This is a genomic window from Candidatus Omnitrophota bacterium, assembly GCA_016929445.1.
Lineage (GTDB): Bacteria > Omnitrophota > Gorgyraeia > JAFGIU01 > JAFGIU01 > JAFGIU01.
Genome location: JAFGIU010000038.1, coordinates 15449 through 35613, shown reverse-complemented (window position 1 = coordinate 35613; position 20165 = coordinate 15449). Strand labels below are relative to the sequence as shown.

Here is a 20165-nt window from a genome sequence, read left to right as displayed (position 1 = left end):
GAACGCCGAATACGTCAACGTGCCTTCGAGTGTCTCGCTCAAACCCGCGGACGCCGTGACCGTTGAAGCCTGGGTGCGCTGGGACGGCGTGGCCGATACGACCATGCATCGTGTTGTAGAAAAGGATATTGGAAACAAGAATTATATTCTGTGGATCTATGGGAGCTCCAATGCGACCATGGCGGATGTCGTTGGATTCGGGATCAATGGCGTGGATGACGGCGGAGGCGAATACGCGCGGGCGGATTCAGGTCTCAGTACGGGCGAGTGGGTGCACCTAGCTGGAACATATGACCGCACGGAAACCGGTGATACCGGCTTTCTATACATTAATGGTGTTCTCCAGACAGACACAATCACTGTGACAGCCACGATTAATCAGAGCGATAATGCTTTGGGCATCGGTACGGGCAGTACCGGCTACACATGGGAAGGCCAGTTGGACGAAATCCGTGTATGGAATGTTGCCCGTACCCAACAGCAGATCCAAGACAATATGTATAAGCAAATCGATCCCGGTAGTACGGGGCTGGTGGGCTACTGGCGCCTGGACCAGGGCTTTGGGCAGAATGTGCCGGACATTTCCGGCAACGGAAACAATGGGACTTTGGGCGCGACGAGCGCCGTTGGAACGGACGACCCGCGCTGGTGCGCGGGGTATGTCCTTAATCCTTTAAGCGGCACCCAGTCCAACCAGGTGACCCTCGATTTGGACGGCGGCACCTACACGCGCTACACCCCGGCCTTTAAGGTGCGCGGCTGGCGCCTGCCCACAGCACCGGCCACGCTGAGTGTGGAAGGCACGGCCAAGACCCTGGGCACCGATTACAACGCGGCCGTCAAGCCTCTATCCATGGCCTGGCGGGCGGACAGTCTGCTGTGGCATTCCACCCTCGAAAGTGCCGGCGCCGTCACGAGCCCGGATGTGGGGAGTGCAGGCACGGTCAATAGTTCAACCTTCGCAACAGGTCGATACGGAATGGGCGCCTTGTTTGATGCGAACAGCGAGCACATTGCGGTTTCAGTGACCGAGGGAAGCGACTTTCACAAAGCGGGGGGCGTGGTTGAATTTTGGTATAAGCCTGATCATGATCACACAGATAACAATTATCATGCGTACTTTTCCTTTGAGTACGACAATCCGAACCGGATCTGCCTGTACAAGCATAGTAATAACAGCATGATCTGGCAACTCAATCAGGGAGGGACCTCTGTCAACTTGTCTGTCGGGAGCACTGACTACAGCTACAGTGCCGGGGAATGGGTGCATTTCCGGGCGGAATGGGATGATTCGTTGCCTTTGGCCAGCCAGCAGCGGTTTTACGTGAACGGGGTGGAGGTCGTTCATACTGACTCTGGGACCGATTTAAATTCGTCAAGTATGACGACTCCGACGGTGCTGTACATAGGTAATCACACCTCCACAGGAGCGGAGGAGGCGAACGGAGTGATCGACGAATTCCGCGTTTACGGCGGCTCCTCCATTGACCCCACGCAGATCGCGCGCGGCGGCGCGGATGTGTATCCTTCACCCGCCTTCTACTGTGCCATGGAGAGCGCGACCGAAGTAAGCTTCCCGGATATCGGCGTTGCCGGCGGCAGCGTGACCAATGCCACCTTTACCACAGGGTACAAGGGCAGCGGCATGCTATGCGATTCAGACGGGGAATATGCGGCGATCCCCATGGCCGGCAACCTGGACCCTCAAACCGGCACCATTGAGTTTTGGTACAGGTGTACTGGCGATCCTTCCGGCACGGCCCGCTTCTTCAGCAGCAGCGAAGGCGATGATGAATTCAAACTGGATCGGTACTCAGACGATTACCTCATCGGATTTGAGATCAACAATGAGGGCGGAGAGCAATGGACCGTGAACACGAACGTATTTGACCAGTCCTGGCACCACCTTCGCGTCACTTACGATACGGTCAATGATTCTTACTACCTCTATATCGACGGCGTTTCCCAAGGACCGCTTAGCGGGGCTGCCTTTTCCGATATTACAGTGACCGGAAACAACCTGGGGATCGGCGGGAAGATTTTTGATGGCACCCGCCGTTGCGGCGGCATCATCGATGACTTCCGCATCTACGACCGCGTGCTGCCGCCGGACTCGGACCCGCTGGTGACGGATTATCTTTCCAGGGGCGGCGTCAACGACACCCTGGACATCACCGGCGTGGACACCAGTGGCCGAGGCGACTATCTTTACTTTGCGAGCGATACCAAATTCACCGGCATGAACGTGGAGCTCGCCACCGCGGGCACCGGCACAGTGGAAGTGATTTGGGAGTACTGGAACGGCTCGGATTGGAGCGCGTTGGGCGTGGGTGAGAGCGTGGAAGGCGTGAGCGAGTTCAAGGCCTCCGGCGCCCTGCACTGGAATGAGCCGGCCGACTGGGAACGCTACTCCGTGAACGGTTCGGGCAGTATGTACTACGTGCGCTGCCACATGGCCAACGGGGACTCTTACACGGTGGATCCGGTGGAAGATACGATTCTCACCGACGTCATGGTTCTGCAGTACTTGACCGACGTAAGCGCGGATTCGACCACGTTTGAAGTGGTGCCGGCCGGCGGCGGCTCGACGGGTGAGTCCGCCGGCGCGACCTTGTTTGAAGGAGTGAGTCTGGACGGAATCAATGTGGATTGACTTGGTGTCAGGCACTGGTGCCTGACACCGGTGCCTGACACCGTGGAACATGCGTGAAACATGCCCTCGGAGGGACGTAAGAACCGTCCCTGAAAGTGAGCCTTATGACACCACTAAAGATCGCCACAAACCGTCATTGCGAGCCGAAGGCGAAGCAATCTATGTCCGGCTGCTCCGCAAAGATTGCTTCGTCGGCCTGCGGCCTCCTCGCAATGACGAAGACCCCGCTGTCACCCCGCGGCAAGGTCCGGACCGTCCTTGCGAGCCCAGCCCCTTCCGTCATCGCGAACGCAGTGAAGCGATCTATGTCCCGTTCCGCAAAGATTGCCGCGCCCTTCGGGCTCGCAATGACGACGCTCTTCGCAATGACGGTTGTGTGCGCGCTCCTCGCGATGACTGCGCCCCCCGCTCGGGCCGCCTCCTGGCATCATCCCGACTGGAGTTGCCGTAAGAAGATCACAATAGACAACGCGCGGGTCAGCGGGACCTCTGATCTGTATAGCTTCCCGGTAATGATCGAGGAAACGGACACGGACTTGCGCGACAAGGCCCAATCCGGGGGGCAGGACATCTTGTTTACGGACGCGACCCACCGCAACAAGCTCATGCATGAGATCGAGAGCTACTCCAGTTCAACGGGCGCCTTGCTGGCCTGGGTCAAGGTGCCGGTCTTGGACTGTGACGACGACACGGTGATCTATATGTACTACGGCAACCCGGACGCTTCTGATCAGCAGAATGTTCAGGAAACCTGGGATGAAAGCTTTCTTTTCGTGCATCACTTGCAGGAAACGACCACAGGGGCCACGGACTTCAAGGACAGCACTCGGAACGGCCACGATTCGGACAGTGTCACCATTGACGGCACTGGCTCCAATCCGGATGCGGCCGGGATAGGGGACGGCGCCATCCAGTTGGACGGCAGCAATGACGGAATACAGATCGATGACCACGATGATTTTACGCCGGCCGGGGATATGACCGTGGAGGGCTGGGTCCGCATGGACAATTTGCCTATCACTCGGGCCTCAAATGCGGACATTGTTTTTAAGGGTCATAATGGCGCCCCCTACCAGTCGTATTATGTGGCCATGAGTAAGGACTATTCAAACCGTCCCTTGTTTGTCTACCGCAACAATTCGAGCGACTCGGTCTATGCCTACGGCACGGCCGGCACCATTGCTGTGGACACCTGGTACTATGTGGCTGGGGTGCGCGACGGCGACACGACCCGTGTTTATTTGAACGGCAGCGACACCGATACGTCAACGGGTTCGACCAGTGGGACCTGCTACCCGTCGGACGATGACCTGTGGTTCGGCGGGGCCTCCTATACCGACGGTTTCCTGGACGAATTGCGCTTTTCCACCGAGGCGCGTACCGAGGATTGGCTAAGCACCACCTACAACACGATCAACAACAACATTACGGCCTTTTATTCCAAGGGCACCGAGGAATCCGGGCCGCCGTGGCTCACGGTTACGCAGACTGACACCACCATCCAGATCGATGTCCCCAACCGCTACCGGGCTGTCCTGCGCACCGATGATCCACTAGGGAGTGATGAATACTTGATGTTTTATGATCTCTATGAAGATGCCGCGAATCCGGATGAAGTGGTGCGGTCTGTAAGCCCATTCATTCATGAAGAGGGAGTGACATATAGTCTTGCAAATGATGATTACCGGAAAACCACCGTATTGGAGGCGACACCGGTGAGGGTCAGGATCCGCGTTGAAGGGCACGTGAGCTCATCGACAAACTGGCAATACGTGACTGACGGGACGGATGCGGTTTCCGTTCTGGAGGAATACACCTTCACCCCCGAAGGCGTGTTCGTGCATTCGGATTATGACTTCCACAGCGGCATTACCTTGGACACTGCGGGGGGCAGTGATGATTTTTGGTGGATACCCATTACTGTGGACCCGGCAACTGTGGGAGTATTCGAAACCAACCTGCTTTCCGGTAACGGAGCCGGGGAGACTTCCCGGGCGCCCAACACGGCTTTTGACCCTTCCGAGCAGTATTGCGTCCTTCAGGGAACGGGCGGGTATCAGGATGTCTTTGTGAGTCTTCCTCTGAACCGCCGGTTTGCGCCCCCCACCGATAGCCCGATGTGGCAATACACCACTTCCGGCGAAAACCTGCGTTGTTATGAATACGGCACTGCGGGCGGCATCCTGGTGGACGGAAGGCGCACCATTGACTGGTGCATTCTTCTTAGGCCGCAGACCGAGTTGGACACCTTTGCGGAGCGCGCCGGTCTCCTCCACGATCTGACGAGTCCGGATGCGTTGGAGTTCTGGCAGGGGGCCGCCTGGGACGAACTCGATGATCGGGAGGAGCTCGGCGCGGAGGTGCTGTTTGCGTGTGATTTTGAAGGCGCGGATCCGGATCTGTCAAACGGAGGGGATGGTTGGGATGACGGAAATGCCTCAGGGTCGGCCACAATTGTGGGTAATGCGACTGCCCAAGTTTATTCCGGCGCCTATTCCATGAAGGTCACGACAGATGCCTCTCAGTCTTCTTACGTGGACAAAGAAGGCAATATGTCGACTGTGTATATGCGTTTCTATATTTACATCGACACAGAGACCTTGAGTACCGGCAGCACTCTTTACTTGGTCAATCTGAACGACACAAGTTACACCGGTGACGATACCCAGCTGATGATCCAACAAGATGCAGCCGGGAATCTGGAACTCAAGGTTAAGGATGACGTGGATAATTATTACGCCGCAGGCAGCGACGGTTATCTCAACACCCGACAGTGGTACTGCATTGAATTCAAGGTGGTGCGGGACGGATCTGCGGGGAGCGTTGACTTGTGGGTGGATGGGGTGAATGTTCTATCGCAGTCCGGCATTGATACCGGCGCCCTGGATGCGGATCACAAGTATTTCGGAGGAACCTGGTCAGCCACAGCCGGAAATATCCTCTATTTTGACGATGTGGTTGTGAGTGCCAGTCCCATCGGCCCGGCCAATATTAACGCCGGAGAGGGCGCGTATACCGCCCAGTTCGACTCCGACGAGCTTGTGATGGCGCTGGAGCCGGTGACCGCGCATGGGGCCCCGGTGTGCTTGTGCGGGTTTGAGGGAGGGGATTCGGACCTGACCGACGGGGGGGATGGCTGGGTTGGAGGGTGGAATACCGGGTCCACGATTGCGGGGAATGAAACCGGCACTGTGCATTCCGGGCAGTATGCGGTCCGGATGACTCAAGGCGGTAGCGCGGGTACTGCAGTGGCCGACTATGACTGGCCGGGCACATACAGTGAACTCTACGTTCGTTTCTACTACATGCTGGATTATGAGGGGTGGTCAGGGGAGAACAACGGTGATGTCTTTATGTACTTGTTGGACACTTCGGATGGGTCCAACGCCGGCTTCGGGCTCGTGGAAAAGAGTGGTCAAAATGAGCTGCTTTTGGAAACCTATAATGGCGGCTCTTGGAACGCAGCCGGAAGTGACAGCGTTATCGAAGCCGGCCGTTGGTACTGCATAGAGGCCAGGGTGCTGCGCCACGCCACAGCCGGAACCGTGGATATGTGGCTGGACGGGGTGTTGGTGTATAGCGCCACGGGATTGGCCACAGGCAGCACCTCCGACCACGACGAGATCCGGTTGCGAATGGATTCCGTCAACAATCAGTGGTTCATCGATGACTTGGTGGTCAGCGAGTCCTACATCGGCCCGGGCGTGCGCCACACGCCTGTGTACAAGGTGCGCGGGTGGCGGGATTCGGAGATGCCGCAGGCATTCTTGGTGGATGGTGTGGAAGGCGCTTTGGTCGATGCCAAGGACTACACCGTGGCGCGCAAGCCTGTGAGCGCGGCGTTTTTTGCGGACGAGTTGTTGTGGGCGTCAACTCTGGAGAGTTCGACAGCGGTGACGAGCCCGGATGTGGGGAGTGCAGGGGCAGTGGATGCGGGTGTGACCTATGTTGCGGGCCGCTATGGAAACGGGGCGCTCTTTGACGCAAACGAAGAGTTTCGCGTCAATATCACCGGAGCGGATGCCGGGAATTTCAATAAGGCCAAGGGAGCGATCGAGTTTTGGTATCAGCCGGATTACAACCATAATGACAACACTCTGCACTATCTATACTTAATGTACTACGACGGCAGCAACAGCATGCGTTTGTACAAGCAGGCGGACAATGACTTGGAATCTTGGATCAACTCAAATGCGACTTCAGTTAACACCACAATCACTTCTTCGAACTATTCCTGGATTGCTGATGAATGGGTGCATATTCGGGTGGAATGGGATGATACTGCCACTGCGTCCGAGCAAGTTCGTATATTCCTGAACGGGCAGGAGCCGCCGCATACAGATGATACCGATGACTACAATTCCGCTAATCTGACTCTCGATTCAGCGATTCATGTGAGCCGCGCTGCAGGCAGCCCAGCCAGTGGCATCATCGATGAATTTCGCATTTACGGCGGGGGCAACCCGAGTCTGGAGCAGGTGGCCGAGGGCGGCCTGGAGTACGCGTCCGACCTGACCTGGTATTCGACCTTGGACTCCAGCGGCGACGTGACCAGCCCGGAGGTGGGTGGCGCCGGCACGGTGACCAATGCCACCTTTGTGGCCGGTAAGGTGGGGAATGGGGCGCTGATCGATGCCAACGGGGAGTATCTCCAGGTTCCTATGTTAGACCATGTCGGAGCCACAACCGGGACAATTGACTTTTGGTACAAGCTAACCGGAACCTCAAACGATTATCTGACATTCTTCACAACCACCGAAGGCGACGACCAGTTTGATTTGCAACGCGGCACAGCGGACACCTATATTGTTTTTGCCGTAAACAACGCGACTTGGAGCAACTGGTCTTCAACGGAAGTCAATATCTTCGATGGGGCCTGGCATCATGTGCGCCTTACCTATGACACAGACAACAATCTGAACTATCTTTATTTGGATGGCGTTAATGAAGGTTTACAGACTACCAATCACGGCAGCATAGATATATCGTCGTACAATTTGAGAATTGGCAATAAGAGCGACGGGACAGATCCTTGCTTGGGCGTTATCGACGAGTTCCGAGTATGGGACGCGGTAAAAGGCGCGCCTTCCGCCGAGTACTTGAACGATACCTCGCGTGATCTGGAGCTGGCCTTTGAAGCCGATGATGCCAGTAACCGGGGGGAATATTTGTTCTTGGGTTCGGACTCCAAGTTTACGGGGCTCAACACCGACCTGCGGACTGTGGGCGTGACTTCCAGTAATACCTTTAGCGACGGTTTCGAGAGCGGCAACATGTCTTCCTGGTATGAAACCCAGACGGACAGCGGGGATCTCTCGGTGACTGCCGCCGCAGCGCACACCGGGGACTACGGCCTTCAGGCGGTGATTGACGATACGAACAATATTTGGGTGAAGGATGAGGTGCCTGGGGCAACCGATTGGCGTGCTAGGTTTTGGTTCCATCCGAATAATTTGGCGATGGGAGACGGAGATTATTTCACAATCCTCGATGTTGTGGAGTACAACAACCCTTGGGATGATGCCTTTCTAATAAACATGGAATACTCTGCGGGTTTTGGTCACTTTCTTCAAGTCCTCGATGCAACAGGAGGAAGTTACACCAAATATAGCAGTACGGTGTTGCTCGATATGAATCAGTGGCATCTTATCCAATTGGAATGGCATGCGGCGAGTGCGTCTGGGGCCAATAATGGCTATTTTAGTTTTGCTGTTGACGGCGAGAATGCTGAGACTGTTTCTGGTATAGACAATGACAATGTTGATGTTGGATATGTAATCTTGGGAGCTGAAGGTGTGGATTCAAGTACCTCGGGGACCATTTTCTTCGACGACTACGAGTCTTCGGCTTTGGGTATGGGCTATGAATATTGGAATGGGAGCGCATGGAGTCCCTTGGGGGTGGGAGAGAGTGTGTTTGGGACAAGCCTAGTCACCCGGGAAGGCACTTTCTTGTGGAGAGAGCCCTTAGATTGGTCCTTATACTCCGTGAATGGGTCTTCGGACTTGTATTACATCCGCGGCCGCTTGCGCAGCGGTGCGTATTCGACTTCACCGATCGAGAACCTCCTGCAGACCGATATTCTGCTGATTCGCCAGGAGTCCGACCTGGATGCCCCGAGCGTCGGCCGTGGTGACCCGCACATCTACATCGGCAATCCCAAATATATACGCCACGGCGGCTTTGTACCCGCCGACGGCATCAAACGCCCCAAACAGTGGTAATCAAAACCGGTGTCAGGCACGGGTGCCAGGCACCGGTGCCTGGCACCGTGAAACACACCCTCGTGAAACATCAAACTAAGCTGCGTATTATCTAAGACTTTTTCGGTAATATTGAGAAGTCGCGCCCTCCGAGCCAACCTTAGTAAAGTTTTCTTTCATGGAACTTAATATAATCGAAGTATCAGTAACTTACGTATGCAAAATAATTTACATGCGTTTAGGTATTGACAAAAAAGTATATTGGGTTAGACTTTTTCTTGTGCCTCGATCTCGAGGAATCAGTAAGACTATCTTTGGCGAAACAAACGTTGCCTGGAAAGGAGAAAGACGATGGAAATCAATGTGGTGCGACTGCACAGGATCGAGGGCGAGAATCGTGTCAAGGCCTTTGCGGATGTCGAATTTGACGAGGAATTGCTCGTCAAGGGAATCATGCTTATTCACAGCCGTAACGGGTTGTTTGTGAGCATGCCCCGCGAACAGGGAAAGGACGGTCTCTGGTACGACAAGGTCAAGCCTCTCAAGGGAGACCTCCGGTCGCGGCTTCACCAGGCAATCATGGCTGCCTATGAAAAGGCAGAACAGGACTCCGATCAGGCAGAGCTGTCGCCTTTGCCTGCGGAATCAAATTAGCGGTGAAGCGATGGGAAGGCCCAATCATATCTATTACCCAGGTGCCCTCTATCATGTCATTGCGCGCGGTGATAATCGCGAACCGGTATTCCTGTCAGACCGGGATTACTTCAAGTATCTGAATCTGCTCAGAGAAAATGTTAAGAAGTATGACTGCACGGTTTTGGCCTATGCGCTGATGCCGAATCATATCCATCTTATGATCAGGGCAGGAGCTTTCCCCATCCACCTTGCCATGCAAGCCGTCCATACCGCCTATACGAAATACGTTAACCGGACCTATGGAAGGGTAGGGCATGTTTTTCAGGGGCGGTACAAGCCCATACTTGTGGAGGAGGAGACTTACGCTTTGGAAGTGAATCGCTATATCCATCTGAATCCCGTCCGGTCGGGACTGACGCGTTGGCCTGAACAGTACCCTTGGAGCAGTTACGGGTGGTACATGAGCGAGGAACAGAATGATCTGTTGGACCGGGATTACATTCTGGATTGGTTCAGGAAAAACGGCAAGACGGAGGATTTTGAGAGTGTGCGGCGAAGATTCCACGAGTTTACGATTGAGGGACTCGCGAGGAAGCGCAATTTAGAGGACGAAGTCATTGAGAACCGGTTTCTGGGATCCCGGGACTTCATAGACAGAGTGAAAGAGGAATGGTGCCAGGCACCGGTGCCTGGCACCAGTGCCTGACACCGAAACACGAAACGAAACATAGAGAAGGAGAGAATACGATGCCACGGAAAATCGAGATGAGGGCCGGGATCAACTTGGAGGAGATGCCTGCATGGAAGGAAGCCAAGACTCTGACTGTTGCGGTCTATGATTTGATACACCAGGGCCAGCTGGGGCGGAACCTGCCCCTGAAGGAGCAACTCCGGGAGGCCTCGGTCACGCTCATGAGCCGTTTGGCTGACGCGCTTGATGCGGAGGCCTTGGAGCCGCCGGACGATGCCCTAAGTATAGCCACGCGGGCAACTTCTGAGGTACAATCGTGTTTACACGTGGCCAGGGCCATGGGCTACCTGTCGGAGGAAGCATTCCATGCCCTGTATGACCAAGTGCGCAGAGCGCGCGCGAGCATTGCCGCCCTGATGAAGAGATTGCGGATGATTGAGCCTGCCGAACCGGCGGTACCAAGCTCCGTATAACTCTTCCGGGCGGGACAAACACAACCCATGCCCAGAATCCCCGACAAACGCGGACACTTCGGCCCCTACGGCGGCAAGTATGTGCCGGAGACCCTCATGGTTGCACTGGATGAACTGGAGGCCGCCTTCCGTCGATTCAAAAAAGACCCTTCCTTCAGGAAGGAGCTCAAACACTATCTGGAACATTATGCCGGCCGGCCCACGCCGCTTTATTTTGCGCGCCGGCTGACCGAGGCCCTCGGCGGGGCCAAGATTTATTTGAAGCGCGAGGACCTGCTGCATACGGGTGCCCATAAGCTCAACAACACCTTGGGCCAGGTTCTGTTGGCGCGCCGGCTGGGCAAGAAGCGCATTATTGCCGAGACCGGGGCAGGCCAGCATGGGGTGGCCACGGCCACGACCTGTGCGCTTTTCGGCTTGGAGTGCGTGGTGTACATGGGCCGCGAGGATGTCCATAGACAGTCTCTTAACGTTTTTAAAATGAAGCAGTTAGGAGCTACCGTGATTCCTGTGGATTCCGGATCCCGCACGCTCAAGGATGCCACCAACGAGGCCATTCGCGACTGGGTGACCCATGTGCGCACCACGCACTACGTGATCGGATCGGTGGTGGGGCCGCATCCCTATCCGGAAATGGTGCGTGAGTACCAATCCGTGATCGGCATTGAGGCACGCAGGCAAATCCTCCGGTCTGAACGCAAGCTGCCGGATCTTTTGGTGGCCTGTGTGGGAGGAGGCTCCAATGCGATCGGCCTCTTCCATCCCTTTTATAAGGATGAAAAGGTACAGATGCTGGGGGTGGAGGCTGCGGGGCATGGGCTGCATACGCAGAAGCACTCGGCTACCTTGGCCAAGGGTAGCACAGGGTATTTGCATGGCAGCGCGAGCCGTTTATTGCAGGACGCTGACGGGCAGGTTCAGCTTCCGCATTCCGTGAGCGCGGGCCTGGACTACCCGGGCGTGGGGCCCGAGCATTCCTTTTATAAGGATTCGGGGCGGGCGCAGTATGCGGGTGTGACCGATGCGCAGGCCCTGGAGGGTTTTCAGCTGTTGGCGCGTACGGAAGGCATTCTCCCGGCGCTGGAGACCGCGCATGCCATTTACCAACTCAAGAAAGTGGCCAAGAAGTGGTCCAAGTCCTCGGTGATTGCGGTATGCCTTTCAGGACGGGGGGACAAGGACGTCAACCAAATCGCTAAAGTGTTGGGAGAGGAGTTATGAACGGTGTCAGGCACTGGTGCCTGGCACCGGTGCCTGGCACCGGGATTAGGGAAATATGACGCGGATCACGCAGGCTTTTACGAGACTCAAGAAGGCCGGTCAATCGGCCTTTATTCCGTATCTTACGGCGGGCTATCCGAACACGCGCACGTGTCTGGATCTCATCCGCACGCTCGAGGACCAGGGCGCGGACATCATTGAAATCGGCATTCCGTTTTCCGACCCGCTCGCAGACGGCCCCACCATCCAAAAAGCCTCCACTCAAGCCCTGGCAGCGGGCATGACCGCGCAAAAGGCCATGGACTTGGCCGCGCAAGTCCGCAAGCGCTCCGGGATCCCGATCGTCATGATGACCTACTACAATATCGTGGCTCGCCGGGGCCTGGCCCACTTTATGCGCCAGGCCCGCGCGGCCGGCGTGGACGGCCTGATCTGCGCGGATCTCCCGCCGGAGGAAGCCGGGGATCTTATCCCGGCAGCCCGCGCCGCGCGCATAGACACCATCTTTTTAGCTGCGCCCACGAGCTCGGCCGACCGCCTGCGCCGCATCAACCGCGTCTGCCGTGGCTTCCTGTATTATGTTTCGATCACAGGCACCACAGGCGCACGCGCCGATCTGCCCGCAGACCTCACGGGCCAACTCGACCGCGTCCGTCACCAGAGCCGCCTTCCGGTCTGCGTCGGATTCGGCGTGTCCAAGCAGGAGCAGGTCCGCCGCCTTCGCCGTCACGCGGACGGCATCATTGTCGGCAGCGCAGTCGTCAAAAGTGTGGAAGGCAAAAAGGGAGCCGCAGCAGTCAACGCGCTCAAGCGTTTTGTGCGGCCGCTCATTAAGGCAGCGCACGGGGAATGAAACAACTTTACGCGGTCATTTTGGCAGGAGGTTCAGGCCACCGGCTCTGGCCCCAATCGCGGAAGCACCTTCCCAAACAGCTCATCCGTATTGCCGGCAGCAGCCAAACACTCCTGCGCCAAACAGTGCAGCGCATTGCGCGCATTGTGCCCAAGTCGCGCATTCTCATCGTCACGCACAAAGACCAAGCCCGCCAAATCCGCAAGCAGCGCCTCGGCCTTCCCGGAGAAAATATTTTGGCTGAGCCCTATCGCCGCAACACGGCCGCAGCCCTTGCCCTGGCCGGCCTGGAGCTGGCGCATCGCGATCCCGAGGCTGTTTTGTGGGCTTCGCCCGCGGATCACGTGATCGGACGCCTCGGGGAGTACGAGCGTGTCGTGCGCTTGGCTGCGCGCACCGCCGCGGACCACAACGCGCTCGTTACCTTGGGCCTGAAGCCCGCATACCCCACGCCCGAATACGGCTACATCGTGCCGAGCAAAAAGCAACGCGTTGCCGGAACCGCGCGCAAAGGCGTGTGGCCGGTGGCGCGTTTTGTGGAGAAACCGCCGGCCGAGCAAGCCGCACTCCTTATTGAACGCAACCGGGCCCTCTGGAACAGCGGAATCTTTTTTTGGAAAGTTGGGGTCTACGAACGGGCTCTTTCCATGCATATGCCCCGGCTGCACAGAGTATGCGCGCAACTTCAAAAAATCTGGGGCAAGCGCGGTGCTGTCGCCAAACTGGATTCGCTTTACGTGACTCTGCCGGGTGTTTCTGTAGACAAAGGCGTGTTAGAGAAGACCAAGAAGGTCCTCACTGTGGAGGCGAATCTCGACTGGGTGGACGTGGGCTCGTGGCGCAGTCTGGAGAGTCTGGTCAAGGCGGATGGTTCCGGTAATGTGGGCTTGGGTACAACTCTGGCGCTGGACAGCAAGGGCTGCGTGTTTGCCGGGGAGCAAGACCATCTGATTGCTGCGGTTGGGTTGGAAGACGTGATTGTGGTGCACACCGAAGACGCCACCCTTGTCTGCAAAAAATCCGAAGCCCACCGCGTGAAAGAAATCGTGGAGAGTCTGAAGGGGAACAAGCTTGGTCGATACGCCTAACCGTATCCTTGCGATCGATCCGGGGACCAAACGCATTGGCCTTGCGGTGAGCGATCCGCTGGGCATCACGGCTCAGGGTTTGCCCAGTATTCAGGTTGAGACTCCGGAGCAGGCTTTGAAGGCGTTGCTCCGTTTGGCCGGGGAGTACGAGGTCGCGGAATTCGTGGTAGGATGGCCTCTCAATATGGACGGAAGCAGGGGAGCGCAGGCCGGATCCGCGGAGGCCTTGGCCGGAGAGCTCCGCGCCTCGGGCTTCAAAGTAAAAATGTGGGACGAGCGCCTCACTTCAGCTCAGGCCGAGGGTGTGCTCCTCTCCGCGGATGTCGGTCGCAAAAAACGCAAACAAATTACGGACAAACTCGCCGCGCAAATTCTCTTACAAAGCTATTTGGATTCGCGGCCCAACCCCTCATAGAGTCAATGTACGAAATCACAAAACTCAAAAACGGAATCACCGTCGCCAGCCGTTTTCTTTACGGCATGTCTTCGGCCTCCATCGGGATTTGGGTCGCGATCGGCTCCCGCCATGAGCCCGTGCGCCTGGCCGGTGTGTCGCACTTTTTGGAGCATGCGGTTTTCAAAGGCACGTCCAAGCGCGAATGCGAGGAACTCAAACAAGCGGTCGAGGGCGTGGGGGGCACACTCAATGCCTTTACCGCGGAAGAGGCCACCTGCTATCTGGCCAAGGTCCTGGGCACGCGCGTGCCTGTGGCCGTTGATGTGTTGAGCGATATCGTGCTCAATGCCCGCCTTGCGGCTGAGGATATTGAAAGAGAAAAGGGCGTGGTCATCGAAGAGATTCGTATGTATCACGATTTGCCTTCCCAGCGAGCTTATGACGAACTCGATGCTCTGCTCTGGCCGGGCCAGTCCCTTGGCCGACCGATTGCGGGCTTTGAGAAGACCGTCAGCGCGTTTACGCGTAAGGACCTTCGGGGATTCCGGGACCGCTACTACGCGCCTAAGAATATTTTTGTGGTCGCAGCCGGCAATGTGCGTCACCAGGGCCTGGTGGAATTAACCGAAGAGTTTTTTGCCAAAGCCAAGGGCGGAACCAAGCCGGGCATACGCGCCACTGCTTCAAACAAATCCAAGTTCCGGATCAAGCTGTGCGCGGGAAATACCGAGCAAACGCATATGGCCATGGGCCTGCCCGGTTTGTCGCGCCAAGATCCGGACCGCTACGCGCTGACGCTATTGCATGTGGTGCTCGGCGCAAACATGTCCTCGCGTCTGTTTAGGGAAGTGCGCGAAAAGCGCGGTCTGGCCTACGAAATCGGTACCCATCTGAAAATGTTCGCGGACACGGGAGCGTTTATGGTGCACGCGGGAGTGGAGTTCAACAAGACGCACCAGGCCATCGGCTTGATTCTCAAGGAATTGGATCGCATGACCAAACGCAAGATTGGCGACGCGGAATTCAGGCGCGCGCGCGATTACTACACGGGTCAGGTCCAGATGGGGTTGGAAGACACCATGGATCACATGGTTTGGATGGGTGAGAATTTGTTGGCTCACGGGCGCATCCGTACACCGCAGGAGATTCTTGCGGAAATCTCTCAAGTGACGCCGGACGATGTCTTTCGCGTGGCCAAGAAGGTCTTTAAACAGAGCAAGCTTTGTTTGAGCGCCGTGGGACCCTTTAAGGATAAGGATCGTGTAAAGATTGAGAAGGTGATTAAACGATGATACGAATTGCCCCCTCGCTGCTGTCTTGTGATTTTTCCCGCCTGGGGGAGGAGATCAAGGCTTGCGAAAAGGCCGGTGCGGATTGGCTGCACGTGGATGTAATGGACGGGCACTTCGTCAATAACCTGACGCTGGGTCCGGTCATTGTCAAGGCCATGCGCCCGCACACGCAACTGCCCTTGGATGTGCATCTGATGATTGACAACCCGGAGAAATACCTGGAGCCTTTTGCCAAGGCCGGCAGCGATGTGCTCACGGTCCACTGGGAAGTCTGTAAGGAGCGCACGGGTGAGGTCCTCAAACAGATTAAGTCCCTGGGTGTGCGCGCGGGGGTGTCTCTGAATCCGGATGCTCCGGCCGAGGCGATCTTCCCTTACTTGGAGGGGGCGGATCTGGTGCTGGTGATGTCGGTGTTTCCGGGCTTTGGCGGGCAGTCCTTTATGGAGGAGGTTCTGCCCAAGGTCGCGGCCATCCGCGCGCGCTTTAAGGGGGATCTGGAAATTGACGGAGGCATTACGCACGAGACAGGCCCTCTTGCAGCCCGGGCAGGCGCTGAAATCTTGGTGGCAGGAACGTATGTGTTCGGGGCTGCAGATTATGCAGAGCCGATCCAACGCCTGCGGAGTTGGTGCAGTTCGGTGCCTGACACCGGTGCCTGACACCGGTGCCTGGCACCAGTGCCTGGCACCGTGAAACTGTGAAACATAGGAAGGCAAATGTCTGATATCAAATTCGGAACCGACGGTTGGCGCGCGATTATTGCCGGCCCGTTTACCTTTGAAAACGTAAGGCGCCTGACCCAGGCCATCGCTCTTTACTACAAGAAGCAGACTTTGCCGGAAATTCCGCGCATGGTTGTGGGTTTTGACCGCCGCTTTCTCTCCGAAGAATTTGCGCAAACAGTCGCTGAGGTGCTGGCGGGTAACGGGATTGAAATCCTGCTGTCGGATTCGCCCTGCTCCACGCCGGTGGTGAGTTACGCAATTGTCAAACGCAAGCTCACGGCCGGTATCATTGTGACCGCCAGCCACAATCCGCATACATATTCCGGAATCAAGATCAAGGCGGACTTTGGCGGGCCTGTGGCGCCCGAGGTCACCGATGCGGTCGAGGCCTTGGTGGATCAGGAGCCTGTCAGGCAGATTTCTTTGGAAGAGGCGAAGCACAATAAGCTCATCCAGGTTCTTAATCTGGACAAGGACTGGGAGCGTTTTGTTCCGCGCTATGTGGATTTGGATCTCATTCGCAGCCGTCCGTTCAAGGTCTTGGTGGATTCCATGCACGGCACAGGCGCTCATGCGGTGGAGCGATTTCTTGCAGGCGGCAAGTGCAAGGTCACGACGGTGAGGGGAGACCGCGATGCCTTTTTTGGCGGTGTGCATCCGGAGCCCATTCCGCGCTATCTGGAAGCCTCCATCGAGGAGCTCAAACGCAAACGCTATGATATCGCCGTGGTCACGGACGGCGACGCGGATCGCATCGGCGCGCTGCGGCCGGACGGCAGCTTCATTACTCCGGGCCAGATCATGAGCCTGTTGCTTTTGCACCTGACTGAGAACAAAAAGTGGACCGGCTCGGTGGTGAAGACCCTTTCGAACACCAGCCTCCTGGATCGCATTGCCGCGGACAAAGGGCTGGTCTTGCACGAGACGCCCGTGGGCTTCAAGCACATCTGCAAGCTCATGCAGGAAGAGGATGTCTTGATCGGCGGTGAAGAGTCCGGGGGTATCGGCCTCAAGAACTATATCCCGGAGCGCGACGGGGTGGTCTTGGCCATGCTTTTGCTGGAACTCATGGCCGTGCGCGGCAAGGGAGTGGTTAAGATTTTGGAGGAGGTTGAAAAGAAGTACGGCGCTTTTGTTCAGGAGCGCTGGGATATTGCCTACCCTGAAGAACTCAAGCCCAAGCTTATGCCAGCGCTTAAGGCCAATCCTCCTGAGAAGCTCGGCACCAAGCCGGTGGCGGAGATGAAAACTTTTGATGGGGTGAAGTTGGTGGCCAAGGACGGGAGCTGGTTGCTTTACCGTCTCTCCGGCACAGAACCCATTCTGAGGATTTACGCCGAATCTTCGAGCACCGTTGCCACGCGCAAACTGCTGCGTTGGGGTAAAGAGTTGGCGCTCGGTATTTGACACCAAGAATCGAGTGGTGCTGAACACCGGGAACTTATTTTCGCAGAGGTTTTAGTCTTGGGCCAGGGGGGCCGGGTGTTGGTGCACGACTTTCTGCACCTTGCCGGCTTTGAGGCACTTGGCACAGATGGAAATGCGCTTGGGCACTCCGTCCATGATTGCCCGGACCTTACGGATATTGGGCACAAACCAACGCCTTGAGATTCCGGTGACCTTGGTTCCGATCCCGCCCTTCTTCTTAGGAATACCCTTGCGGACGATCGATTGACCCCGTATCCTGGTTTTTCCACAAATGTCGCAAATTCTAGCCATTACAAACTCCTGGATGGAGGCCCTGAAGAGGGCCCTAAGGCACCGTCCCATAGAGGGATAACAAAGTCGAAAGTTTACCATGAACCCAGCCGGACCGCAAGCCCAATCTCAGCCGCTCGAAAGCGCAGTCCAGTACATCAAGGGTGTGGGGCCGGCCCGCTACGCCCTGCTCCAGCGCCTGGGAGTGGAGACGATCTCGGATCTTATCCATTACTATCCGCGGCGCTACGAGGACCGGCGCGTGCGGGGGACCCTGGCTGAGGCTGCTCCGGGGGAGACCCAGGCCCTCCGGGCCACGGTGTCTTCTGTGCAGGCGAGGCGGCTCAAGGACGGGCGCTCCATGCTCGAGGCCCTGCTTTCCGACGCCGGCGGTTCGGTCGTGGCCGTGTGGTTTAACCAGGACTATTTGCGTGAGATTTTGCAGCGGGGCCGGGAGTATTTCTTTTACGGGAAGCTGGACCGGCACGGAAGCCGTGTGCAGATGATGGCCCCGGAGATCGAGGCCGCGGACGGGCCCGGTGCCAAGGTGCACATGGGGCGTATGGTGCCGGTCTACCCTTTGACCGAGGATCTGACCCAGCGCGCCATGCGGCAGATTATGTGGAATACCCTGGCCCAATACGGGCCGCAGCTCGAAGACTGGCTCCCGCAATTGTTTGATGAGAGCGAGGGTTGGCCTCCGCACCCGTACGCGATCCGGGAAATCCATTTTCCCATGACGCAGGAGGCCTGGGAAAAGGCGCGGCAGCGTTTGGTGCGGGAGGAGTTCCTGGTTCTGCAGTCGGCCGTGGCTTTGCGCCGTTACCGCCTGGAGAGCCAGACCCAAGGGGTGGTGCACACCGTTGACGGAGACCTGACCCGCCGCTTTTTGGAGAATCTTCCCTTCACCTTGACAGGCGCGCAGAAGCGGGCGCTCAAACACATCACAGTGGATATGGCCCAGCCCTATCCCATGCACCGCCTGTTGCAAGGGGATGTGGGTTCGGGCAAGACCGTGGTGGCTGCCTATGCGGTGGTCACGGCCCTGCAGGGCGGATTCCAGGCCGTGCTCATGGCTCCCACCGAGATCCTGGCCCGCCAGCATGCGCAGACCCTGAGCGAGCTTCTGGAGCCGGTGGGAATAGAAGTGGTGCTCCTCAAAGGGGATTTGCAGGCGGCCCGGAAGCAGGAGCTTTTACGCGGCCTCAAAGCGGGCAAGCACCGGGTGGCTGTGGGAACTCATGCCCTCATTCAAAGCGATGTGGAGTTCAAGCGCCTGGGGCTCGTGATTGTGGACGAGCAGCACAAGTTCGGCGTGATGCAGCGCAACGTGCTTTTGGAAAAGGGGGAATGCCCGGATATCCTGGTGATGAGCGCCACGCCCATCCCGCGCAGTTTGGCTCTCACCCTGTACGGGGATCTGAATCTCATTACCCTGGACGAACTGCCTCCCGGCAGGAAACCCGTGCGGACGCTATGGCTTCAGGAAGAGGAGCGTGAGAAGCTCGACGGGCTTTTGGAAGCGCGGCTCAAAGAAGGCTTGCAAGTTTATATTGTGTATCCTTTGGTGGAGGACACCGAGGCCGGTGATCTCAAGTCCGCGACAGCCGAGGCCAAGAAGCTTGCGGCCGGGCCCTTGGGGCGCTGGGGTGTGGAGCTCATTCACGGCCGGATGAAGGCCGGGGAAAAGGCAGAGGCCATGGCGCGCTTTAAGGCAGGCGAGGCAAAGGTTTTGGTAGCCACCACCATTGTGGAGGTGGGTGTGGACGTGCCGCAGGCCGGGGTCATGGTGGTTGAGCATGCGGATCGTTTTGGACTCAGCCAGCTGCATCAGTTGCGCGGCCGGGTGGGGCGAGGCACGGAGGAGTCTTATTGCGTGCTCGTGTCCACACCTAAGACAGATGTCGGTTTGCAGCGTCTGGAGGCCATGACACGTTTTAGCAGCGGATTTGATATTGCGGAAGAGGATCTGCGGATTCGGGGTCCGGGCGAATTCTTCGGGACGCGCCAGCACGGAGTGCCGCTGTTGCGCTTGGCTCGGCTCCAAGAGGATGAGGAACATTTGCAATGGGCGAGGGCAGCTGCCCAAACTTTAGTCGAGGCGGACCCGCGTTTGGAGAGCGAGGCCAACCGTCCGCTGCGCGAGCGCGTCAAACAAATCCTCGAAGGCAGCGACACCCAAATCGAATCCATCTAGCATCTCGGTGTCAGGCACTGGTGCCTGGCACCGGTGCC

Annotated in this window: 14 protein-coding genes; 13 read left to right on the top strand and 1 reads right to left on the bottom strand. The window is 57.3% G+C overall.

Annotated elements, in window-relative coordinates; translation table 11 throughout:
• The 12 genes from JW937_03285 to JW937_03230 form a co-directional block, all read left to right on the top strand.
• Positions 1-2653: LamG domain-containing protein (locus JW937_03285; protein MBN1586435.1), on the top strand; the 2653-nt coding region annotated here is incomplete at its 5' end.
• Between the two features lie 305 nt (positions 2654-2958).
• Positions 2959-8877 carry a DUF2341 domain-containing protein gene (locus JW937_03280; protein ID MBN1586434.1) on the top strand — a complete coding sequence of 1973 codons (5919 nt, stop codon included), beginning with the start codon at positions 2959-2961 and terminating at the stop codon, positions 8875-8877.
• 330 nt (positions 8878-9207) lie between these two features.
• Positions 9208-9510 (top strand): SpoVG family protein, encoded by a 303-nt coding sequence (locus JW937_03275; GenBank protein ID MBN1586433.1) that lies wholly within the window; start codon positions 9208-9210, stop codon positions 9508-9510.
• Between the two features lie 10 nt (positions 9511-9520).
• Complete coding sequence (locus tag JW937_03270) at positions 9521-10198, top strand: transposase (GenBank protein ID MBN1586432.1); 678 nt, start codon at positions 9521-9523, stop codon at positions 10196-10198.
• Positions 10199-10239: 41 nt separating this feature from the next.
• Entirely contained in the window at positions 10240-10656 is a 417-nt protein-coding gene (locus JW937_03265; protein MBN1586431.1) for a four helix bundle protein, read from the top strand.
• Between the two features lie 27 nt (positions 10657-10683).
• Positions 10684-11877 (top strand): tryptophan synthase subunit beta, encoded by a 1194-nt coding sequence (gene trpB, locus JW937_03260; protein ID MBN1586430.1) that lies wholly within the window; start codon positions 10684-10686, stop codon positions 11875-11877.
• Between the two features lie 55 nt (positions 11878-11932).
• On the top strand, positions 11933-12730 hold the full coding sequence (locus JW937_03255) for a tryptophan synthase subunit alpha (protein MBN1586429.1): 798 nt from the start codon (positions 11933-11935) through the stop codon (positions 12728-12730).
• Positions 12727-13818: a mannose-1-phosphate guanylyltransferase gene (locus JW937_03250; protein ID MBN1586428.1), complete on the top strand. Its 1092-nt coding sequence runs from the start codon at positions 12727-12729 to the stop codon at positions 13816-13818. Before JW937_03255 ends, JW937_03250 begins: the two co-directional genes overlap by 4 nt.
• The gene (gene ruvX / locus JW937_03245) at positions 13802-14233 is read left to right on the top strand and encodes a Holliday junction resolvase RuvX (GenBank protein MBN1586427.1); all 432 of its coding nucleotides are present in this window, start codon (positions 13802-13804) and stop codon (positions 14231-14233) included. The genes JW937_03250 and ruvX overlap by 17 nt, the downstream gene beginning before the upstream one ends.
• Positions 14234-14238: 5 nt before the next feature.
• Positions 14239-15507: an insulinase family protein gene (locus tag JW937_03240; protein MBN1586426.1), complete on the top strand. Its 1269-nt coding sequence runs from the start codon at positions 14239-14241 to the stop codon at positions 15505-15507.
• Positions 15504-16166, top strand: a complete 663-nt coding sequence (rpe, locus tag JW937_03235; protein ID MBN1586425.1) for a ribulose-phosphate 3-epimerase — start codon at positions 15504-15506, stop codon at positions 16164-16166. Before JW937_03240 ends, rpe begins: the two co-directional genes overlap by 4 nt.
• A gap of 57 nt (positions 16167-16223) precedes the next feature.
• Positions 16224-17639, top strand: a complete 1416-nt coding sequence (locus tag JW937_03230) for a phosphoglucomutase/phosphomannomutase family protein (protein ID MBN1586424.1) — start codon at positions 16224-16226, stop codon at positions 17637-17639.
• A gap of 51 nt (positions 17640-17690) precedes the next feature.
• Here the strand turns inward: JW937_03230 and rpmB are convergent, their stop codons facing one another.
• The gene (gene rpmB / locus JW937_03225; GenBank protein MBN1586423.1) at positions 17691-17951 is read right to left on the bottom strand and encodes a 50S ribosomal protein L28; all 261 of its coding nucleotides are present in this window, start codon (positions 17949-17951) and stop codon (positions 17691-17693) included.
• 79 nt (positions 17952-18030) lie between these two features.
• On the opposite strand from rpmB, the gene recG reads away from it, so the two are divergent.
• Positions 18031-20127 (top strand): ATP-dependent DNA helicase RecG, encoded by a 2097-nt coding sequence (gene recG / locus JW937_03220; GenBank protein ID MBN1586422.1) that lies wholly within the window; start codon positions 18031-18033, stop codon positions 20125-20127.
• Positions 20128-20165 lie beyond the last annotated feature (38 nt).